The organism is Streptomyces sp. NPDC054872 (assembly GCF_053610705.1).
The window spans coordinates 62200-82681 of the sequence record NZ_JBSGYY010000021.1 but is presented as its reverse complement, the minus strand read 5'-3'; the positions used below and the strand labels follow the sequence as shown (position 1 = coordinate 82681).

Annotated in this window: 17 protein-coding genes; 10 read left to right on the top strand and 7 right to left on the bottom strand. The window is 72.0% G+C overall.

Annotation, left to right across the window (positions count from 1 at the left end; translation table 11 throughout):
• The first annotated feature begins 78 nt into the window (after positions 1-78).
• From ACWGIH_RS24975 to ACWGIH_RS24965, 3 genes are read left to right on the top strand one after another with little or no spacing between them, the layout of a single operon-like run.
• Positions 79-1167, top strand: coding sequence for a sialidase family protein (locus ACWGIH_RS24975; protein ID WP_453449401.1), 1089 nt, complete (start codon positions 79-81; stop codon positions 1165-1167).
• A gap of 37 nt (positions 1168-1204) precedes the next feature.
• Entirely contained in the window at positions 1205-1909 is a 705-nt protein-coding gene (gene npdG / locus ACWGIH_RS24970) for an NADPH-dependent F420 reductase (protein ID WP_453449400.1), read from the top strand.
• Between the two features lie 12 nt (positions 1910-1921).
• Positions 1922-2212 carry a hypothetical protein gene (locus ACWGIH_RS24965; protein ID WP_453449399.1) on the top strand — a complete coding sequence of 97 codons (291 nt, stop codon included), beginning with the start codon at positions 1922-1924 and terminating at the stop codon, positions 2210-2212.
• On the opposite strand, the gene ACWGIH_RS24960 is transcribed toward ACWGIH_RS24965, so the two are convergent.
• Complete coding sequence (locus tag ACWGIH_RS24960) at positions 2202-3005, bottom strand: site-2 protease family protein (RefSeq protein WP_453449398.1); 804 nt, start codon at positions 3003-3005, stop codon at positions 2202-2204. The genes ACWGIH_RS24965 and ACWGIH_RS24960 overlap by 11 nt on opposite strands.
• Before the next feature lie 265 nt (positions 3006-3270).
• Here ACWGIH_RS24960 and ACWGIH_RS24955 point away from each other — a divergent pair, with 265 nt between their 5' ends.
• Positions 3271-6603: an AfsR/SARP family transcriptional regulator gene (locus ACWGIH_RS24955; RefSeq protein ID WP_453449455.1), complete on the top strand. Its 3333-nt coding sequence runs from the start codon at positions 3271-3273 to the stop codon at positions 6601-6603.
• 11 nt (positions 6604-6614) lie between these two features.
• Here ACWGIH_RS24955 and ACWGIH_RS24950 read toward each other — a convergent pair whose 3' ends face one another.
• The 3 genes from ACWGIH_RS24950 to panB all read right to left on the bottom strand — a co-directional run bounded on the left by ACWGIH_RS24950 (position 6615) and on the right by panB (position 9461).
• A complete protein-coding gene (locus ACWGIH_RS24950; RefSeq protein ID WP_453449397.1) occupies positions 6615-7442 on the bottom strand; it encodes an ABC transporter permease in 828 nt (275 codons plus the stop codon).
• Positions 7439-8458, bottom strand: a complete 1020-nt coding sequence (locus ACWGIH_RS24945; protein WP_453449396.1) for an ATP-binding cassette domain-containing protein — start codon at positions 8456-8458, stop codon at positions 7439-7441. The genes ACWGIH_RS24950 and ACWGIH_RS24945 overlap by 4 nt, the downstream gene beginning before the upstream one ends.
• Before the next feature lie 115 nt (positions 8459-8573).
• Positions 8574-9461 (bottom strand): 3-methyl-2-oxobutanoate hydroxymethyltransferase, encoded by an 888-nt coding sequence (gene panB / locus ACWGIH_RS24940; protein ID WP_453449395.1) that lies wholly within the window; start codon positions 9459-9461, stop codon positions 8574-8576.
• A 156-nt stretch (positions 9462-9617) separates the two neighbouring features.
• Between panB and ACWGIH_RS24935 the strand changes: the two genes are divergently transcribed.
• From ACWGIH_RS24935 to ACWGIH_RS24920, 4 genes are all read left to right on the top strand, one after another.
• A complete protein-coding gene (locus ACWGIH_RS24935; protein WP_453449394.1) occupies positions 9618-11207 on the top strand; it encodes an MFS transporter in 1590 nt (529 codons plus the stop codon).
• 105 nt (positions 11208-11312) lie between these two features.
• Positions 11313-11864, top strand: a complete 552-nt coding sequence (locus tag ACWGIH_RS24930; protein WP_453449393.1) for a TetR/AcrR family transcriptional regulator — start codon at positions 11313-11315, stop codon at positions 11862-11864.
• 173 nt (positions 11865-12037) lie between these two features.
• Positions 12038-13060 carry an endonuclease/exonuclease/phosphatase family protein gene (locus ACWGIH_RS24925; RefSeq protein WP_453449392.1) on the top strand — a complete coding sequence of 341 codons (1023 nt, stop codon included), beginning with the start codon at positions 12038-12040 and terminating at the stop codon, positions 13058-13060.
• Positions 13061-13188: 128 nt separating this feature from the next.
• On the top strand, positions 13189-14406 hold the full coding sequence (locus ACWGIH_RS24920) for an MFS transporter (protein WP_453449391.1): 1218 nt from the start codon (positions 13189-13191) through the stop codon (positions 14404-14406).
• Positions 14407-14493: 87 nt separating this feature from the next.
• On the opposite strand, the gene ACWGIH_RS24915 is transcribed toward ACWGIH_RS24920, so the two are convergent.
• The 3 genes from ACWGIH_RS24915 to ACWGIH_RS24905 all read right to left on the bottom strand — a co-directional run bounded on the left by ACWGIH_RS24915 (position 14494) and on the right by ACWGIH_RS24905 (position 18710).
• The gene (locus tag ACWGIH_RS24915; protein WP_453449390.1) at positions 14494-16248 is read right to left on the bottom strand and encodes an NAD+ synthase; all 1755 of its coding nucleotides are present in this window, start codon (positions 16246-16248) and stop codon (positions 14494-14496) included.
• Positions 16249-16361: 113 nt separating this feature from the next.
• Positions 16362-18050 carry a multicopper oxidase family protein gene (locus ACWGIH_RS24910; RefSeq protein WP_453510211.1) on the bottom strand — a complete coding sequence of 563 codons (1689 nt, stop codon included), beginning with the start codon at positions 18048-18050 and terminating at the stop codon, positions 16362-16364.
• Positions 18051-18185: 135 nt separating this feature from the next.
• A complete protein-coding gene (locus tag ACWGIH_RS24905) occupies positions 18186-18710 on the bottom strand; it encodes a hypothetical protein (RefSeq protein ID WP_453449388.1) in 525 nt (174 codons plus the stop codon).
• 161 nt (positions 18711-18871) lie between these two features.
• Between ACWGIH_RS24905 and ACWGIH_RS24900 the strand changes: the two genes are divergently transcribed.
• Together ACWGIH_RS24900 and ACWGIH_RS24895 are read left to right on the top strand one after the other, a co-directional pair.
• Positions 18872-19567: a DUF998 domain-containing protein gene (locus ACWGIH_RS24900; RefSeq protein ID WP_453449454.1), complete on the top strand. Its 696-nt coding sequence runs from the start codon at positions 18872-18874 to the stop codon at positions 19565-19567.
• Positions 19564-20394, top strand: a complete 831-nt coding sequence (locus ACWGIH_RS24895; RefSeq protein WP_453449387.1) for an alpha/beta fold hydrolase — start codon at positions 19564-19566, stop codon at positions 20392-20394. Before ACWGIH_RS24900 ends, ACWGIH_RS24895 begins: the two co-directional genes overlap by 4 nt.
• Positions 20395-20482: the final 88 nt, after the last annotated feature.

The following is a 20482-nucleotide window of genomic DNA, read 5'->3' as shown; positions in this document are numbered from 1 at the left end:
GGGTCGCATCCTGCCTCAACGGGCGAGTCGTCAGGCGGAGTTCACCGGGAATTCGTCCGGGGTGGGGACGGACCGGGGATGGCTGATGAGACAAGTGTTCCTTTCCGTGCCGGGCGCGAGGGCTACGCGAGCTTCCGTATCCCCGCCGTCGTGCGCACGAACTCCGGCACCGTGCTCGCCTTCTGCGAGGGGAGGGTCGGCTCGCAGGAGGACTTCGGCAACATCGACGTGGTGCTGAAGCGCTCCAGCGACGGCGGCCGCACCTGGGGCCCCCTCCAGGTCATCGCCCAGAACGGCACCGACCTCGCCGGCAACCCCGCCCCCGTCGTCCTCGACACCGGCCGCATCCTCCTCGTCCACGTCCGCAACGCCGCCGCGGCGACCGAGGACGCCATCCGCCGCGGCAAGGTGTCCGCGGCGAACGGGCGGCGGATCTGGGTGCGGCACAGCGACGACGACGGGCTGACCTGGTCGGCGCCCAAGGAGATCACCGGGCAGGTGAAGAAGGCGAACTGGCGGTGGTACGCGACCACGCCGGGCCACGCGATCCAGCTGGCCGAAGGCGCCGCCCCAGGTCGCGTCGTCGTGCCCGCCAACCACTCCCTTCCCCCGACCGGCACCGACAACGGCACCGAGGGCAAGTACAACGGCGGCCACTGCCTGCTCAGCGACGACCTCGGCCAGACCTGGCGCATCGGGTACATCGACGACAACACCAACGGCTACGTGAACGTGAACGAGACCACCGCGGCCGAACTCCCCGACGGGCGGATCTACTTCAACACCCGCAACGACTCCCCGGCGCCCGGCACCCGCGCCGACGCCCACTCCCGCGACGGCGGCCAGAGCCTGCTCAAGCCCTTCCGGCCGCAGGCCGGGCTCGTCGGCCCCGTCGTCGAATGCAGCGTGCTCCAGCTGCGTACGCCCGATGTGCTCCTGCTCTCCGGGCCCGCCGACCCCGGCTTCCGTGCCCTGATGACCGTGCGCCGCAGCCGCGACGGAGGCACCACGTGGCAGGACGCGTACACGGTGGACGGACTGCCCGCCGCGTACTCCGACCTCGTGCGTGTCGACGACGGGACCGTCGGACTCCTCTACGAGACGGGAGACTTCAGCGCGTACGAGACCATCACGTTCCGGCGGATACCGGTGGGCGCGCTGGTCTGAAGGCGGCGGCGCCGAACCGGTGAGTAAGGTCGGCGGCATGACCTCTAACGACAATGCGCAGAAGCCCCCGGCCAAGGATCCCTGGGAGCTGCCCGACGTCTCCGGGCTCGTCGTCGGCGTGCTCGGCGGAACCGGCGACCAGGGCCGCGGCCTCGCCTACCGCCTGGCCCGCGCGGGCCAGAAGGTGATCATCGGCTCCCGTGCGGCCGAGCGTGCGCGGACCGCGGCCGACGAGCTGGGTCTCGGCGTCGAGGGCGCCGAGAACGCGGAGTGCGCGCGGCGCAGCGACATCGTGATCGTCGCCGTGCCGTGGGACGGGCACGGCAAGACCCTCGAGGCGCTGCGCGAGGAGCTGAGCGGCAAGCTCGTCATCGACTGCGTGAACCCGCTGGGCTTCGACAAGAAGGGCGCCTACGCCCTGAAGCCCGAGGAGGGCAGCGCCGCCGAGCAGGCCGCCGCCCTGCTTCCGGACTCCCGGGTCACGGCCGCCTTCCACCACCTGTCGGCGGTCCTGCTCCAGGACCCGGCCGTCGAGGAGATCGACACTGACGTGATGGTCCTCGGCGAGGTGCGTGCCGACACGGACATCGTCCAGGCGCTCGCCGCCCGGATCCCCGGGATGCGGGGCGTCTTCGCGGGGCGGCTCCGCAACGCCCACCAGGTCGAGTCCCTGGTGGCCAACCTGATCTCCGTGAACCGGCGCTACAAGGCCCACGCGGGACTGCGCGTGACCGACGTCTAGGACGTAGCGGGCATGGGGGACACTGGGTGCGGGCGCCGCTTCGTGCGGCGGCCCGCCAGCACCCGGACCGAACGCCGAACCACACGGACCGACCCCCGACAGGAGCCGACCCCCATGCCCCGCCTCGCTCTCTACGCCCTCACGGTCTGCGCCCTCGCCGTCGTCGCGGCCGTGGTCTCCTTCGTCCAGGGCTACTGGATCGGCGTCGTCTGGGTGCTGCTCGCCGGGCTCTCCTCGAACATGGCGTGGTACTACCTGCGCCGCGCGAAGGCCGAGCGGGACGCGCGCGCCGCTACGGGTTGAGCGTGCAGTACTGGCTCGGGTCGCCGTCCCAGAAGCGGTAGAAGTCCTGGCCGCAGTACGTCTCCAGATCGCCCACGCCGAGGCCGCGCAGGATCGCGTCGATCGCGTCGAAGAAGGCGCCGTTGACCTCGGGAATCCACAGGATGCCGAAGACGGCGATCAGGCCGAACGGCGCGAACGGCTCCACCTGGCGGCGGATCTTGTGCGAGAGCCACGGCTCGATGACGCCGTAGCCGTCCAGGCCGGGGATGGGCAGCGAGTTCAGGATCGCGGCCGTCACCTGGAGCAGCGCGAGGAAGCCGAGCGCGAAGCGGAAGGTGTCCGGGACACCGGAGAGCGCGTCCAGCCAGAAGGGCGCGGTGCAGACGACCGCGAACAGGACGTTCGTCAGCGGGCCCGCGGCCGAGATCAGACTGTGCTTCCACTTGCCCCTGATCCGGCCCCGCTCGATGAAGACGGCGCCGCCGGGCAGACCGATGCCGCCCATGATCACGAAGAGCACCGGAAGCACGATGCTGAGCAGCGCGTGCGTGTACTTCAGCGGGTTGAGGGTCAGATAGCCCTTCGCGCCGATGGAGATGTCGCCGCTGTGCAGGGCGGTGCGCGCGTGCGCGTACTCGTGCAGGCAGAGCGAGACGATCCAGGCCGCCGTCACGAAGAGGAAGACCGCGAGCCCGGCGTTGTCCGCGAACCCGGTCCAGACGGCCCAGCCGGAGACCGCGGTGACGGCGGCGATCCCGAGGAAGACGGGGCTGATCCGCCGGTCGCTTCGTCGGGTGGGGGCGGTGGTCATGGGGCGTGGCTCCTGGAGATGGCGGGCCGGTTGTCGTACGGGACCGTACCCCGGCACACGCCGAAAACGTCTCGCACCAGGTGGGTGGTTCCGGGGAGGGTGGGGGCGTGGCGCCGTGGAACGTGAGACCGAGACTTCCGGGCCCGGACGGGCCGGGCCGCCGGGCACCCCGGCGTTCCGGGACGAACCGGGCGGCGCCGGTGACGAGGGGTGCGCCGGTGACCGGCGCGGCGCCCGGCACCGCTCCTCACCTCCACCAGAGACAATGGACCCCGTGCGCTACCGCATCCTCGGCACCACCCAGGCATGGCACACCGACGGCACCCCGATCGCCGTGGGCGGCTCAAGGCTGCGCGCTCTCCTGACGATCCTCGCCCTGCGCGCACCCCGGGCCGTTCCCGCACCGGTGCTCGTCGACGAGGTGTGGCACGGCGATCCGCCCGCCGACGCGACCGGCGCCCTGCAGGCGCTGGTGGGCCGGCTGCGCAGGGCCGTCGGAGCCGGGGCCGTCGTCTCCACCGACGGCGGCTATCAGCTGTGCGCCGCCCCGGACGACATCGACCTGTACCGTTTCGATCGCCTCGCGGCCGAGGGCGCGGACGCCCTCGCCGACGGCGACGCGGCCAAGGCGGCGGCGATCCTGGACGACGCGCTGGCCCTCTGGCAGGGCCCCGTGCTCGCCGACCTGCCGGACCGCACGGCGGAGGCGGCCCGGTGGGAGTCCCGCCGGCTCGAAGCCCGCCGCGCCAGGCTGGCCGCGGCCCTCGCGCTGGGCCGGGCCGAGCAGGCGCTGCCCGAGCTGGCCGCCCTGTGCGACGACCACCCCCTCGACGAACCGCTGCAGGCCCTGCGGCTGCGGGCGCTGCGCGACGCGGGCCGCCCGGCGCAGGCCCTCGCCGCGTACGACGGAGTGCGCCGCCTCATCGCGGACCGCATCGGCGCCGACCCCGGGCCCGAACTCCGCGCGCTGCACGAGGAGTTGCTGCACGCCGACGCCCCACGTCCGCCCGCGGGCCGGGCCCGCCCGCCGCAGAGACCGCAGAGACCGCAGAGACCGCAGGGCAACCTGCGGGCCAGGCTCACCTCCTTCGTCGGCCGCGAGGGCGACATCGAGGCCATCCGTGGCGACCTGGCCAGGGCTCGCCTCGTCACGTTGCTCGGGCCCGGCGGCGCCGGCAAGACACGGCTCTCGCAGGAGGCGGCCGAGGCTCACGCCGATGGGGTGCCCGACGGCGTGTGGCTGGCCGAACTCGCCCCGGTCGAGGACCCGGACGCGGTGCCGGAGGCGGTCCTCACCGCGCTCGGCGCCCGCGAGACGGTGCTGCGCGGAGCGGGCGCCGAAGAGCTGCGGGCGGTCTCGGAGTGGCACGGCGACGACCCCGTGATCCGCCTCACCGAACACTGCGCCTCGCGCCGCATGCTCCTCATCCTCGACAACTGCGAGCACGTCATCGACGCCGCGGCCCGCCTCGCGGACCGGCTGCTCGCGCACTGCCCCGGCCTCACGGTCCTCGCCACCAGCCGCGAACCCCTCGGCGTACCGGGGGAGTTGCTGCGCCCCGTGGAGCCGCTGCCGGAGCCGATAGCGCTGCGCCTGCTCGCGGACCGCGGCGCGGCGGCGCGTCCGGGCTTCCGCGTCGAGGACGACAGGGCCGCGGCGGCGGAGATCTGCCACCGCCTGGACGGCCTGCCCCTGGCCATCGAACTGGCCGCCGCCCGCCTGCGCATGCTCACCCCCCGGCAGATCGCGGACCGCCTCGACGACCGCTTCCGCCTCCTGACGAACGGCGCCCGCACGGTCCTGCCCCGCCAGCAGACGCTGCGCGCGGTCGTCGACTGGTCCTGGGACCTCCTGGACGGCCCCGAACGCACCGTCCTGCGCCGCCTCTCCGTCTTCGCCGGCGGCTGCGACCTGGCCGCCGCGGAGGCGGTGTGCGGGGCGCCGGCCGGGTCGCCCGACGTCGCCGACGTGCTTGGCTCGCTCGTCGACAAGTCCCTCGTCGTCGCCGCCCCTTCGCCGCAAGGCGTCATGCGCTACCGGCTCCTGGAGACCGTGGGCGAGTACGCGGGGGAGCGGCTCGACGAGGCCGGTGACCGCGGCGCCGCCGAGCGGGCCCACCTGGTGTACTTCCGCGAGCTGGCCCGGACGACCGAGTCGCGGCTGCGGGGCGGCGGGCAGCGGGAGGCCGTCGAACGTCTTGAGGTCGAGTACGAGAATCTGCGTACCGCCCTGCGGCACGCCGTCGCCGCCCGGGACGAGCAGGAGGCGCTCTGCCTGGTCCTCTCGCTCTCCTGGTACTGGACGATCCGCGACCTGCGCATCGAGACCCGCAACTGGTCCCGCGACGTGGTCGCCCTCGGCCCCGACCCCTTCACGCGGCCGGTCACCCCGGTGGAACCCCTCTACGAACGCTGCACGGACAACCCGCCGCCCATGCGCCCCGAGGTGCTCCAGGAGGCGCGGCGCGGTGTGCACCTCATCCAGCTGTCCTGCATGGACATGAACCTGGAGTCCTGGCACACACCGGAGGCCGTCGAGAAACTCGCGGGCATCAGGGAGGCCTACCGGCCGGGTCTTCCGCAGACCTGCTGGTCGCCGGGGAGCCTGTGGTTCTTCGCGGTCCTGCTCGACGGCGACATCGACGGGCTGCACGTCATCGTCGACGCGACCATCGCCACCTGCCGCGAGCGCGGGTACGACTGGGAGCTCGCCGCGTCCTTGCAGCAGCGCGCCAACATCCTCGCCAACCGTGCCGACCGGGCGGGCGAGGCCCGCCGTGACGCCGACGAGTCGCTGGAGATCTTCACCCGGCTCGGCGACGTGTGGGGCATGGCCGAGGCGCTCTCCTCGCGCGGCGAGGCCCATGAGCGGCGCGGCCGGTTCACCCTCGCCGCCGAGGACTTCGCAGCCGCCATCGGGCACGCGGAGCGGCTCGGTGCCCCCGCGCAGGTCAGCGTGCTCACGGCACGGCTCGGGGCGGTGCTCGCGGAGGCCGGCGACGTGGCCCGTGGCGAGGAGCTGCTCTGGTCGGTCCTCGAACACGACGGCCAGGCCGCCGCGAACTCCAGCGAGTCGCTGCCCGCCGCCCGCTTCTTCCTCGTGGACCTGCTCGCCCGCACCGGCCGGACCGCCGCGGCGCGGGAACAACTCCGGTTGCTGAAGGAGGAGTTCAAGGCCGTCGATTTCGTCATCTTCGAGGGCTTCGTGTTGGGCGCCGAGGCCTGGCTCGACACCGTGGACGGCCGTTACGCGCAGGGCCTCGCCACCGCGCGCGGCGCGCTCGGCAAGTCCCTCGACCCGCTGGTCAAGATGATGGCGCCGCAGATGACGTCCGTGCATCTCACCACCGCCGCCCGCGCCCTGGCCGCCCTCGACGACGGCCGGCACGCCCACGACGCGGCCCGGCTGATCGCGGTCGCCGACCGTGAGCTGCCGCCCGGTCACTTCGCGCCCGCCGCGGAGCGCGACATCCGCGACACCGCCGTGGAGTTGGCCCGCGGGGCGCTGGGCGACACCGCGTACGAGGCCGCGTACGCGGAAGGCGGCGGCCTCTCCGTGGAGGAGGCCGCCGCCCTCTGTGACAGGCACATCGGTTAGCGCGTCCGCATTCAGTTCTTCGTGCGGAACTTGTGGATCGCGATGGGTGCCATCGCCAGGGTGAGCACCGCCGACCAGCCGACCGTCACCCAGACGTCGTGGGCGACCGGGCCGCCCACCATCAGGCCGCGCGCGGAGTCCGCGAGCGAGGACAGCGGGTTGTAGTCGGTGAAGCCCTGCAGCCAGCCCGGCATCGACTGGGTCGGCGCGAAGATCGACGAGCCGAACTGCAGCGGCATCAGGACCAGGAAGCCCATCGCCTGCACGGACTGGGCGCTCTTCATCGTGACGCCGAGCACCAGGAAGATCCACATGATGGACGTGCCGAAGAGCGCGGAGAGGCCCACGGCGGCGAGCAGTCCGCCCCAGTTCGTGATGTCGAAGCCCACCAGGACACCGACGATCATCATGATCGTCGTCGCGATGAGCAGCCGCATCAGCTCCACCACGATCTTGGCGAAGAGCACCGAGCCCTGGCCGATCGGCAGGGTGCGGAAACGGTCCATGATGCCGTTCTGGAAGTCCTGGTTGAAGCCCGTGCCGACGGCCATGGCGATGTTCATGCTCATCATCGCCATCATGCCCGGGACCACGTACTGCACGTACTGGTCCTGACCGCCGCCGAGGGCCTGGCCGATGGAGCCGCCGAAGACGTACACGAACAGGAGCGTGAAGACGATCGGCATCAGGACCGCGTCGAACATCGACTCCGGGTCCTGGCGGATCCACAGCAGGTTGCGGCGGACCAGCGCGCTGGTGTGCCGGACGTGGTCGCGCAGCCCGATGCGGGCGTCGGTCTCTCCCTGGTGGAGGGGCGGCGCGAGAGTGGTGCTGCTCATACGGCAACCTCCTCGAGTTCGGGGCGGGCGTCCTGCGGGGCGCTGGCCTTTTGGCCGGTGATGGAGAGGAACACCTCGTCCAGGCTGGGCAGTTCGGTGCCGATCGAGCCGATCGTGATGCCGCGCGCGGTGACGGCGCCGACCACGGCGGTCAGCTGCTCGTCGCTGAGGATCGGCACCAGGACCGTGCCGGACTCGGCGTCCACGGTGGAGGTGGCGAGGCCGGTCAGGCCCATGTCGTCGAGCGCGCCGGCCAGCGGGCCCAGCTCCAGCGGGTCGGCCGGGCGGATGCGCAGGGTGCGGCCGCCGACCTTCGCCTTCAGCTCGTCGATGCCGCCGTTGGCGATGACCTTGCCGCGGTCGATGACGGTCAGCTCGGAGGCGAGCTGCTCGGCCTCCTCCATGTACTGCGTGGTGAGCAGCACGGTGACACCTTCGGTGACCATGCGCTTGACCTCGGCCCACACCTCGTTGCGGGTGCGGGGGTCGAGGCCGGTGGTCGGCTCGTCCAGGTAGAGGACGGAGGGGCTGCCGATCATCGACGCCGCGAGGTCGAGGCGGCGGCGCATGCCGCCGGAGTACGTCTTGGCCGGGCGGTTCGCCGCCTCGGTGAGCGAGAACCGCTCCAGGAGGCCGTCCGCCCTGGACCTGGCCTCCTTGCGGGAGAGGTCGAGGAGCCGCCCGATCATGTAGAGGTTCTCGCGCCCGGAGAGCTTCTCGTCCACGGAGGCGTACTGGCCGGTGAGGCCTATGACCCGGCGGAGCTGGCGGGGCTGCTTGGCGACGTCGTACCCGGCCACGTAGGCCGTGCCCGCGTCGGGGGTGATGAGGGTGGAGAGGCAGCGCACGAGGGTGGTCTTGCCCGCGCCGTTCGGGCCGAGCACGCCGAGGACGGTGCCTTCGCGTACGTCGAGGTCCACGCCGTCCAGTGCTTTGGTCTCGCCGTAGTGCTTGACCAGTCCCCTCACGGTGACGGCGCTTCCGGCGCCGCCGGGGATGTTGTCGATTCGCGTCATGCCGCAAGGTTGTCAGCTGCCACCGACAAACCACCGACAGCCCGCCTACACCCGGACGGCGGACAGCCCGTCGACGGGGGAAGTTCGACGGGCTGCCGGTGTTGCCGCGATGGCTCTAGTGCACGGAGTGCTCCGCGGCGGGGAACGAACCGCCCACCACGTCCTCCGCGAACGCCTTGGCCGCGCCGCTCATCACGCCCCGCAGATCGGCGTACTGCTTCACGAAGCGCGGCATCTTGCCGCCGGTCAGGCCCAGCATGTCCGTCCAGACCAGGACCTGCGCGTCGCACGCGGCGCCCGCGCCGATCCCGACCGTCGGGATGTGCAGGGAGCGGGTGACCTCGGCCGCCAGCTCCGCGGGGACCAGTTCGAGGACGACCGCGAACGCGCCCGCGTCCTGCGCGGCCTTCGCGTCGCTCAGGAGCCGGTGCGCCGCCTCGTCGCCGCGGCCCTGGACGCGGTAGCCCATGGTGTTCACGGACTGGGGCGTCAGGCCGAGGTGGGACATGACGGGGATGCCGGAGGAGACGATGAGCTCGGTCTGGGGGAGCGAGCGCTGGCCGCCCTCCAGCTTCACCGCGCCGACCCCGGCCTCCTTCACCAGGCGCGTCGCCGAGCGAAGGGCCTGGACCGGGCCTTCCTGGTAGGACCCGAAGGGCAGGTCGCCGACGATCAGGGCGCGTGAGGTGCCCCGTACGACGGCCGCGGACAGCATGGTCATCTCGTCGAGGGTGACGGGCACGGTGGTCTCGTACCCGAGGTGGCAGTTGCCCGCGGAGTCGCCGACCAGCATCACGGGGATGCCTGACTCGTCGAAGACGGACGCGGTCATCGCGTCGTACGCGGTGAGCATGGGCCACTTCTCGCCGCGCTCCTTGGCGGCGGTGATGTCCCGGACGGTGATGCGGCGGGTGCTCTTGCCTCCGTACAGCGCCTTGCTGCTGTCGGTGGACTGGCCGGAGGGGCCCGCGGGCTGGTTCTGGGCAGCCGAAAGTTGCGTCATCGCAACGGCTCCTTCTCTTATCTCGAGGCGCCCTGACGGCGTCCCCGGATCACCTCCATGGTGGCATCGCGTGCCGCCCGGCGGCTAGTGGACCCTTCGGTAAAGTCTTTACAATACGAGACGGTCTCGTATCGAAATGGTCCTAGAGTGGGGGCCATGACTACTCCCGCCACCACCCCACGGATACCGGAAGCGGTGCACCGGCGTCGGTGGGCGATCCTCGGCGTCCTGATGCTGAGCCTGCTCATCGTGGTGCTCGACAACTCGATCCTGAACGTCGCCATCAAGACGATCTCGACCCCCGAGCCCACGGGCCTGGGTGCCACCCAGGGCGACCTGGAGTGGGCCATCAACTCCTACACCCTGGTCTTCGCGGGGCTCCTGTTCACCGCGGGCCTGCTCGGCGACCGGCTCGGCCGCAAGAAGGTGCTGCTCGCGGGCCTCGCCGTCTTCGGCATCGGCTCCGCGCTCGCCGCCGAGTCCGGCTCGCCCGTCCAACTCATCCTGTTCCGCGCCGTGATGGGCCTCGGCGCGGCCTTCGTGATGCCCGCCACCCTCGCCGTCCTGATGAACGTCTTCGAGCGCGACGAGCAGCCCAAGGCCATCGGCATCTGGGCGGGCGGCGTCGGCCTCGCCATCGCGATCGGACCCATCACCGGCGGTGTGCTCCTCGACCACTTCTGGTGGGGCTCGGTCTTCCTGGTCAACGTGCCGATCGTGATCGTCGCGATCGGCCTGATGATCTGGCTCGTGCCCGAGTCGCGCGACCCGAAGCCGGGCCGGATCGACCTGGTGGGCGTGGGCCTGTCCGTCGTCGGCCTCGTCCTGCTCGTCTACGGCATCATCAAGGGCGGCCAGCTCGCCGACTTCACGGACCCCGCCGTCATCGGCACCGTCGTGGCGGGCATCGCGGTACTCGTCGGCTTCGTGCTGTACGAGAAGCGCAGCGACCATCCGTCCATCGACATCTCGTATTTCAAGAACCGTGTCTTCTCGGCGGCGATCAGCTCCCTCGCCCTCGTCTTCTTCGCGCTGATGGGCGTGACGTTCTTCGCGGTCTTCTACACGCAGAGCGTGCGCGGCTACTCACCGCTGCAGACCGGCCTGCTGATGCTGCCGCTCGCCGCGGCCCAGCTCATCTTCGCGCCGCGCGCCCGCCTCGTCGTCGACCGCTTCGGCGTCCGCGCCGTCTGCTCGGGCGGGCTGCTGCTCCTGGCCGCGATGCTCGCCGCCTTCACGACCCTGGAGGCCGATACCCCGATCTGGATCCTGGAGGTCATCTTCTTCCTGATGGGCACCGGCATGGCGCACATCATGACGCCCGCCAGCGTCGTCATCATGCAGGCGCTGCCCCGCGAGAAGGCGGGCTCCGCCTCCGCCCTGAGCAACACCTTCCGGCAGGTCGGCGGCGCACTCGGCATCGCGGTGCTCGGCTCCGTGCTCTCCGCCGCCTACCGCAGCGGCGTCGAGGACAAGCTCACCCTCCTGCCCGCCGACGCGCGGCACGCGGCGGGCGAGTCCATCGAGGCCACCCTCGGCGTCGCGGCCAAGCTCGGCCCGCGCGGTGAACCGCTGGTGACAGCGGCCCACGACTCCTTCCTGCACGCCATGCACATCACGGCACTCTGCGGCGCGGGCGTCGCCCTGATCGGCGTCGTGGTCGTCGCCCTGTTCCTGCCGGGCCGCTCGCCCCAGGAGCCGGAGGCGGAGCGTCCGGAGACCGACCCCGTGGGCGCGGGGCGCTGACCGGGGCAGGGGAGAATCGCCACGGCAGAGCGCCGGACGACGAGAAGCGGAGTTGACGTGGGCCACAGCGCCAAAGGCGTACGGGGGCGCCCCCGGAGTGAGGCCGTGGAGCGGTCGATCGTCGAGGGCGTCCTGAAGCTGATCGAGGACGGCGTGCCCCTCGCCGATCTCTCCATCGAGCGGATCGCGCGCACGGCGGGTGTCGGCAAGGCGACCATCTACCGCCGCTGGAGCGGCAAGGAGGAACTCTTCGTCGACATCCTGCGCGGCATCGACGACCCGCCGCCCGAGTTGGCGGGCGATTCGATGCGCGGCGACATCATCGTCCTCCTCGACCATCTGCGCAGACGCGGCGTGAACATGCGGTCCTCGGCGCTGCTGCACAACGTGTTCGCGCAGATGAAGAGCCTGCCGAAGCTGTGGGACGCGTACCACGCGACGGTCGTCGAACCCCAGCGTCGCGTCATGCTCGGGGTGCTGCGCCGTGGCGCGGAGAACGGTGAACTGCCCCCTGATGTCGACATCGTCCTCGCCAACGATCTCTTCGTCGGCCCCATGCTCGTACGCACCGTCCTGCGCTCCGACGCGCCGCTCGAGGACGACCTCGCCGAGCGGATCGTGGACACCGTGCTCGCGGGGCTGCGGCCCACGGGGTGAATGTGCGCGTTTCGTCACAGCGGCCCGTTGTGCGGGGAGATGCGGAACCCGCCGCGCCGCGCCGCTCGTCCTCGTCCCGTACGGCCGTCACGGACGGCGGGGAGGACACCCGATCATCGCCTAGGGTTTCAGGGGCGAGGACGGTTGCACGGCACCAGTGAGGCGACGAGCGTATGGCGCAGGCGTATGTGACGGAGACAGGCAGCGGCGGCTCGGAACCCGGCCGCCAGGGGTCTCGGTTCCGGCGCCTGGTCGACGGCTGGCGGGGCGACCGGGGCATCTGGCGGCGCGGGCTCGCCACGGCCGGGGTCGCGATGCTGCTCGCCCTGGTGATGCTCTTCCACGCACAGATCCCGAACGGCGTCGGCAACCTCGGCAGCCTCATCGAGACGTTCCTGCCCTGGCTCGGCCTGCTGATCCCGGTGCTGCTCGTCATCGGCTTCGTGCGCAAGTCCGCCACCGCGCTGATCGCCGTGCTGCTGCCCTCGGTCATCTGGGTCAGCTCCTTCGGCGGTCTGATCAGCGACAAGTCGGGTGCCGGCGGTGACCTGACGGTCGCCACCCACAACGTGAACGCGGAGAACGCCGACCCGTCGGGCACCGCCCGTGACGTCGCCGCTTCCGGCGCCGACGTCGTGGCCCTGGAGGAACTCACGGCGAACGCCGTCCCGACGTACGAGAAGGCGCTGGCCGGCACGTACAAGTACCACTCGGTGCAGGGCACGGTCGGCCTGTGGAGCAAATACCCCCTGACCGGCACCAAGCCCGTCGACATCAAGCTGGGCTGGACGCGCGCGATGCGTACGACGGTCAACAGCCCCAAGGGCGAGGTCGCCGTCTACGTCGCCCACCTGCCGTCGGTGCGGGTCAAGCTGGACGCTGGCTTCACCGCCAACCAGCGTGACGACAGCGCGGACGCGCTGGGCGAGGCGATCGCCGACGAGCAGGTCTCCAAGGTCGTGCTGCTCGGCGATCTGAACGGCACGATGAACGACCGCGCCCTGAACGCCGTCACCTCCCAGATGCGCTCCACGCAGGGCGCGGCGGGCGACGGCTTCGGCTTCAGCTGGCCCGCGTCGTTCCCGATGGCGCGGATCGACCAGATCATGGTGAAGGGCGTCGAGCCGCTGTCGTCGTGGACGCTGCCGGAGACGAGCAGCGATCACCTGCCGATCGCGGCGCGTGTGGACCTGTAGTCGCGGCGTTCGCGTAACGCACCGCTCATCCCTGCTTCACCTTGCGGAATACTGAGCCGGAGAGACTTTGTTCCGTACGTAAACTTACGGAACACCACTCCCTCACGCGCTCCCCCGGAAGGTTCTTCATGCCCCTGGCCCTGCTCGCCCTAGCCGTGGGCGCCTTCGGCATCGGCACGACCGAGTTCGTGATGATGGGCCTGCTGCCCAACGTCGCGGACGACCTGCACATATCCATCCCCACCGCAGGACACCTGGTCTCCGCGTACGCCCTCGGCGTCGTCATCGGCGCCCCGCTGCTCGCCGCGGTCACCGCGCGCATGCCGCGCCGCCGGGTCCTCATCGGCCTGATGGTGCTCTTCGTCGCGGGCAACGCGCTCTCGGCCGCGGCCCCCGACTACCACTGGCTGATGGCCGCCCGCTTCCTGAGCGGCCTCCCGCACGGCGCGTTCTTCGGCGTCGGCGCGGTCGTCGCCACCGGCCTGGTGGCCCCCGAGCGCAAGGCCCGCTCCGTCTCGCTCATGTTCCTCGGCCTGACCGTCGCCAACATCGTGGGCGTGCCCGTCGCCACGGCGATGGGACAGCAGCTCGGCTGGCGCGCGACGTTCCTCGCGGTCAGCGCGATCGGCCTCGCCGCCATCGCCGCGCTGGCCCTCCTCGTCCCCGCCGACCACGGCCACGGCGAGAGCGGCGGCCTGCGCGGGGAGATCCGGGCGCTCGGCAGCGTTCCGGTGTGGCTCGCGCTCGGCACGACCGTGGCGGGCTTCGGGGCGCTGTTCTCCGCGTACAGCTACGTGACGCCGATGCTCACCGACGCCGCGGGCTACGCGGAATCCAGCGTCACGCTGCTCCTCGCGCTGTTCGGTGTCGGCGCCACGGCGGGCAACCTGCTCGGCGGCCGGCTCGCCGACCACTCCCTGCGCGGCACGCTCTTCGGCGGTCTCACGGCGCTCGTCGTGGTCCTCGCCCTGTTCCCCGTCCTCATGGGAGCGGCGTGGAGCGCGGCGCTCGCGGTGACGCTGCTCGGCATGGCGGCGTTCACGACGGGCTCGCCCCTGCAGCTGATGGTGATGGAGAAGGCGTCGGCGGCCCCGTCCCTCGCCTCCTCCGCCAACCAGGCCGCGTTCAACCTCGCCAACGCGGGCGGTGCCTGGGTCGGCGGCCTCGCGCTTGCCGCGGGCTTCGGCGTGACGTCACCGGCCTTGACGGGCGCGGCTCTCGCGGTGCTCGGCCTCGGGGTGGCCGGGGTGGCGTACGTGGTGGACCTGCGGTCGCCCGCGCCCACGGCGGGCAGTGAGCGGCTGGTGGCCTCGGGTGCGCCGCTTCGAGAGACGTCCCGGCGGTAGAAACCCTCGTTCCTCCGACGACGGGGGGTGGGCGACCGAGTCGCCGCTCGGGTGGGCGGATCTCCTCCGCCCACCCGGCCGTCGGCGTCAGACCGATTCCCGCCAGCGATTGGTGATCGGCAGCCGCCGGTCCTTGCCGAAGCCCTTCGCGGAGATCTTCGTGCCCGGCGGGTACTGGCGCCGCTTGTACTCGGCGGTGTCGACCATCCGCAGCGTCTTCACGACCAGCTCCCGGTCATAACCGGCGGCGACGATCGTGTCCGCGCCCTGGTCCCGGTCGACGTACATCTCCAGGATCGCGTCCAGGACGGGGTAGTCCGGCAGCGAGTCCGTGTCCACCTGGTCGGGACGCAGCTCCGCGCTCGGCGGCTTCGTGATGGAGTTCTCCGGGATCGGCGGCGTCTGGCCGCGGTCGACGGCCGCGCGGTTGCGCCACTCGGCGAGCCGGAAGATCAGCGACTTGTAGACGTCCTTGATCGGCCCGTACGCCCCGACCGAGTCGCCGTAGAGCGTCGAATACCCCACCGCCAGCTCGGACTTGTTGCCCGGCGCGAGGACGATGTGGCCCTCCTGGTTGGAGAGGGCCATCAGCATCGTGCCGCGCAGCCGCGACTGGAGGTTCTCCTCGGCGAGACCGGTGAGACCGAGGGACCCCATGTAGGCGTCGAACATCGGGGCGATCGGCACGGTGCGGAAGTTCAGACCCGTGCGCTGGGCCAGGTCCTCCGCGTCACTGATGGAGTGCTCCGACGAGTAACGGGAGGGCATGGCCACGCCGTACACGTTCTGCGCGCCGAGCGCGTCGCAGGCGATCGCGGCGGTGAGGGCGGAGTCGATGCCCCCGGAGAGCCCGATCAGGACGCTGCTGAATCCGTTCTTCGCGGTGTAGGCACGCAGCCCGACGACCAGCGCCGAGTACACCTCTTCCTCGTCGTCGAGCCGCTCGGCGTACCCACCCGTGAGTTCCGGCTCGTACGCGGGCAGGGGCTCCTGCGAGACGGTGACGTGCTCGATGCGCAGACCGTCGTCCACGACGCCCGACGGCGGCTGCGCGGCGGCGGCCGGGAGGTCCAGATCGATGACCACGCAGCCCTCGGCGAACTGCGGGGCGCGCGCGATGACTTCGCCGTCCCGGTCCACGACGACCGAGTCACCGTCGAAGACGATGTCGTCCTGGCCGCCGATCATGGCGAGGTAGGCGGTCGTGCAGCCGGCTTCCTGCGCGCGCTTGCGCACCAGCTCGAGGCGTACGTCGTCCTTGTTCTGCTCGTACGGCGACGCGTTGATGGACAGCAGCAGCCCCGCGCCCGCGGTGCGCGTGGCCGGGACACGGCCGCCGTCCTGCCAGAGGTCCTCGCAGATGGCGAGCGCGACGTCGACGCCGTGCACGCGCAGGATCGGCAGGGTCTCGCCCGGCACGAAGTAGCGGAACTCGTCGAAGACGCCGTAGTTCGGCAGGTGGTGCTTGGAGTACGTCAGGATGGCCTCGCCGCGGTGCAGCACGGCGGCGGCGTCACGCGGGGCGCCCGCGGGCTGGCCGTACTTCGGCTTGGCCTCCTCGGTGCGGTCGAGATAGCCGACGACGACCGGCAGCTCGCCGTACCCCTCGTCGTTCAGCCGCACGGCGAGCGCGCGCAGCGCCTCCCGGGAGGCGTCGACGAAGGACGACCGCAGGGCGAGGTCCTCGACGGGATAGCCGGTCAGCGCCATCTCGGGGAACGCGACGAGGTGCGCTCCCTGTTCGGCGGAGTGCCGGGTCCAATGGACGATCGCCTCGACGTTCCCGGCGAGATCGCCGACGGTCGAGTCGATCTGATTCAGGGCGAGGCGTAGTTGAGGCACGCGGCCCAGTGTAATCGTCAGAGCGACGCGATGCCTTGTGGGGCGGGGGTGGGGTGCCCCATCGGGGGCACCCCACGCACTCGCCGCCGGTCGGGCGCGCCGGCCGGAGGCCGTCAGCCGCGGTAGCCGAGGACCGTCATCATTCCTGCCTCCGAGTGGTAGACGTTGTGGCAGTGGATCATCCACAGGCCCGGGTTGTCGGCCTCGAAGTCCACCGTCAGGGTGCCGTTCGGCAGGACGACCGCGGTGTCCTTGCGGGGGCCGTCCTGCGTGTTCGCCAGGGTGAACGTGTGGCCGTGCAGATGGATCGGGTGCCACATCGACGTCGAGTTGGCGAAGACCAGGCGGACCCGTTCGCCCGCGCGGACCGGGTGGCGGCGGCCGGGGGAGTAGGGGGTCTTGTCGAAGGCCCAGTCGTACTTCGCCATCCCGCCGGTCAGTCGCAGCCTGATCGTGCGGTCCGGCTTGCGGGACGGAAGGGCAACCGACCGTGCGGCCCGGAGCTTGTCCGCCGTCAGGAGGCGGCCCTTCAGTTCCCTGGGGCGTGCCGAAGGGGCAGGCGCCCGGCCGCCGCCCGTGCGCAGGACCGCGAGCGCCGCCGCCTTCTTGCCCTCGGCCGCCGCGGTCAGCGGGAAGACCCCGTCCTCGGCGGTGACCAGGACGTCGTAGCGCTCGCCCATGCCGAGCAGCAGCGCGTCCGTCTTCGCGTGCTCCACCGGGAAGCCGTCCGTGTGCGTCACGGTCATCTCGTGGCCCCCGAGCGCCACCCGGAAGGCCGTGTCCCCGCCCGCGTTGATGATGCGCAGGCGGATGCGGTCGCCGGGGCGGGCCGTGAAGGAGGACGGGGCGTCCGGCGTGCGGCCGTTGATCAGGTAATGCGGGTAGGCGACATCGCCCGCGTCGCCGCCGAGCAGTTCGCTCCTGGCGCCCATCATCATGCGGGAAGGGGCACTCGCGGTTGCGGAGGGATTCGGCGTCGCGGACGTGCGCGACGCCATGCCGGACATGCCGTGGCCGCCGTGGTCCATGCCGCCCTCGCCGGAGCCGCCGCCCTCCTCGCCTGCGTCTCCCATGTCATGGCCGGCCATGCCCTTGCTGAGTTCGGCGAGCACGGCGTCCGGGGTGGAGCCGTCCACTCCGTCGAGCCAGTCGTCCAGGACGACGACCCACTCCTTGTCGTACCGCAAGGGCTCCTTGGGGTCCTCGACGATCAGTGGTGCGTACAGGCCGCGGTCCTGCTGGGTGCCCGAGTGGGGGTGGAACCAGTAGGTCCCCGGGTGCGGCACCGCGAAGCGGTATGTGAACTCCGCGCCGGGCCTGACGGCCTTCTGGGTCAGGCCGGGGACGCCGTCCATGTCGTTGCGCAAGGCCAGGCCGTGCCAGTGCAGGGAGGTGGCCTCGGGGAGGTGGTTGGCGAGCGTGAGGGCGAGGGTGTCGCCCGCGGTGACGCGGACCTCCTTGCCGGGGAGCCGGTCGCCGTACGCCCAGGTCCTGACCGTACGGCCGCCGAGGTCGAGCTTGGCCCTCATGGCCATCAGCTTCACCTCATGAACCGTGCCGCCGCCGGTTCGCTTCTTCTCCGCGGCGGCGACTTCCTTGCCCGCGGGGTCGACATAGCCCTCGGGCTCGGATCCGCCGCCGTGTCCCGCGTGGGCGGAATCCGCACCGGAGCCGGACCCGGAGCAGGCGGTCAGGATTCCCGGACCGGCGACGGCCGTCGCGGCGCCGAGCAGGGCGCGGCGCGAAAGGGCGCGGCGCGAAGGGGCGCGGCGCGAAGGGGTGCGCGGGGGTTGAGTGCGCATGGCTGAGTACACCTCGTCGTGGTGGTGCGTGCGGAGGGACGCATCTGCTGCTTCCGGCACACCGCGCGACGCCCGGAGTTTCCCGTGCACGGGCCCACCGGGACGCGGACAGCACGAAGCAGCCGGTGCGTCGGCCTAAATGCGCAGCACCGAGAGGTGGGCGAGGAGTATGCGGGGCGGCGGCGGACGGGGCCGCAGTCCGTCGAGCAGCCGGGCGAGCGGACGTACGGGAACGACGAAGCCACCCGGCCGCAGCAGGCCCGCCTTGAGCAGCAGAACGAGCGTGAGTGCGGCGAGGACGGCGAGGCAGACGGACAGCGGGTCCATCCCGCCCGTCCCGGCGGGAACGTCCACGGCTGTCGCCACGCGCGCGTGGCCGGTGACTTGGGCGATGCCCGGTGGTGCTGGGTGGCCCGCGCTCGTTGCGTGCTGGCCGGCGGCTTGTTCGGGCCCGGTCGGGTGGCTCGGGTCGCCCGGATGGCCCGGGTCGCCTGAGTCGCTCTTGGAGTGACCCGTCGCGGGGCTCGTGGAGTGGCCCGTCCCGGCGCTCGGCGAGTGGCCCGTCGGGTGGCCCAGCGTATGCATCGTCACGATGCCGAAGAGCAGCACGGCGAGCAGCAGGAGTTGCCTGCCGCTCGCTGCTCTCCTCGTGGCCGCCATGGGCGGAACCCTACCCCCGCCGGGTATCGGACGACATGCGGCCCCCCTGCATGCCACTGATCATGACCCCATGACGATTACGGACAAACTGGGGCATGGAGCGGTGTTCGTGGACGGCGGGGACGCGCGTGTCGTCACCGACTAGCACCGTCCGCCCCGCCGTGCCGGCCGCGCCGAGGGAGCCCTGCCCGGCCCGCGCTCGCGCCCTCACCGTCTCGGCCCTTCTCGCGCTCGGCGCGGTCGCCTACAGCACGTGGCTCCTCGAAGGGCTCCTCGGCACGGGACTCTCGCCACTGAGTTCGTACGTCAGTGAACTCGGGGCCGAGGACCAGCCGTACGGCACGCTGTTCCGCACGACCGACCTGACCGCGGGGCTGCTGGTCCTCGCGGGTGCGGTGGGCGCGCTGCTGTGGCTGCCGCGGCGGTGGAGCGGGGTCGTGGGGTGGGCGGGACTCGTCCTGTTCGGGGCGGCCACCGCGGTGGATTCGCGGCTGCCGCTGAGCTGCGCGCCGACCGCCGACGCGGTCTGCGTGGCCAGGGAGCGGGCGGGGCTCGTGCCCGTGGCGCACTCGGCGCACGTGGTGAGCAGCAGTGTCGCGGTGACGGGGGCGCTGGTGGGGATGGTGGCGCTGACGTTCGCGGCACGCAGGCACGGGCTGCTGCCCTTCCTCGCGGGCACCCTCGGTCTCGTCCTCGTGGGCCTCGAACTGGCCGCCACCGCCTGGACCTTGGCCGCGATCGCCGCCTTCGACGCGGGGTACGGCACGTGGGCGCTGGGGGCGGGGCAACGGCTCCAGGTGCTGCTGATCGCGGTCTGGCTCGGCCTCCTCGCGCGTGCGGTGGTGCGGCGCCGGTGAGTTTCGTACGGATCGGGGGAGTGCCGCATCACGTGCGGGTGACGGGGAGCGGGCCGGTGTGCGTGCTGAGCTCGGGGCTCGGGCTCGCGTGGTTCGACTGGGACGCGGTGGTGGAGCGCCTCGTCCCGTGGCGGACCGTCGTCCGCTTCGACCGGCCGGGGGCGGGGCTGAGCGGGCACGCGCGCGTGGCGCCCACGCTTGCCGGTGAGGCCGAGCGGATCGCGGGGGTCCTGCACGCGGTGGGCCTCACCGGCCCCGCCACGGTGGTCGGACACTCCCTGGCGGGCTTCCACTGCGAGGCGTTCGCCCGCCTCTTCCCGGAGCGTACGGCGGGCCTGGTCCTGGTCGACTCCAGCGTCGAGGAACGGCCGCGGGTACGGGTGCCGCGCGGGGTGCGGGTGGGGGCGGCCCGGGTGGGCGGGGCGGTACTGGCCGGGGCGGGGTTGCCGTGGGCGGTGGGGCCCGCGTTGCGGAGGGTGGCGGTGCGGGGTGACGGGCCGGTGAGGCGGGTCTACGGGGGGAGTCGTGTGTGGCGGGGGGCGCTGCTGGAGTACGCGACGTACGGTGACGCGGCGCTCGAACTGGCCGCGCTCCGGCGGGCTTTGCCTCTGCCGGGCGGGCTCCCGGTGACGGTCCTCGCGGCGTACGGGGGTGGCGGGACGGCATGGCTCACCCGGCAGCGCGCCCTCGCGACCTCCCTCGACGCGGCCTTCCGCGTCGCGGAACCCTCGGGCCACTTGCCGATACGGGACGCTCCGGGCGCCGTGGCAAAGGTGGTGCTGGCCCCTGGGCCTGGCTTGCTGCCCTGCCTGGCCCCTGGGCCTTGACACCCTGCCCTGAGCCGCCGCTGCGCGGCGGATTTTTCCCGCCCGCCCACCCGTTTGCCCGGCAGTGGCGTTTTCCCGGTCGGGGATT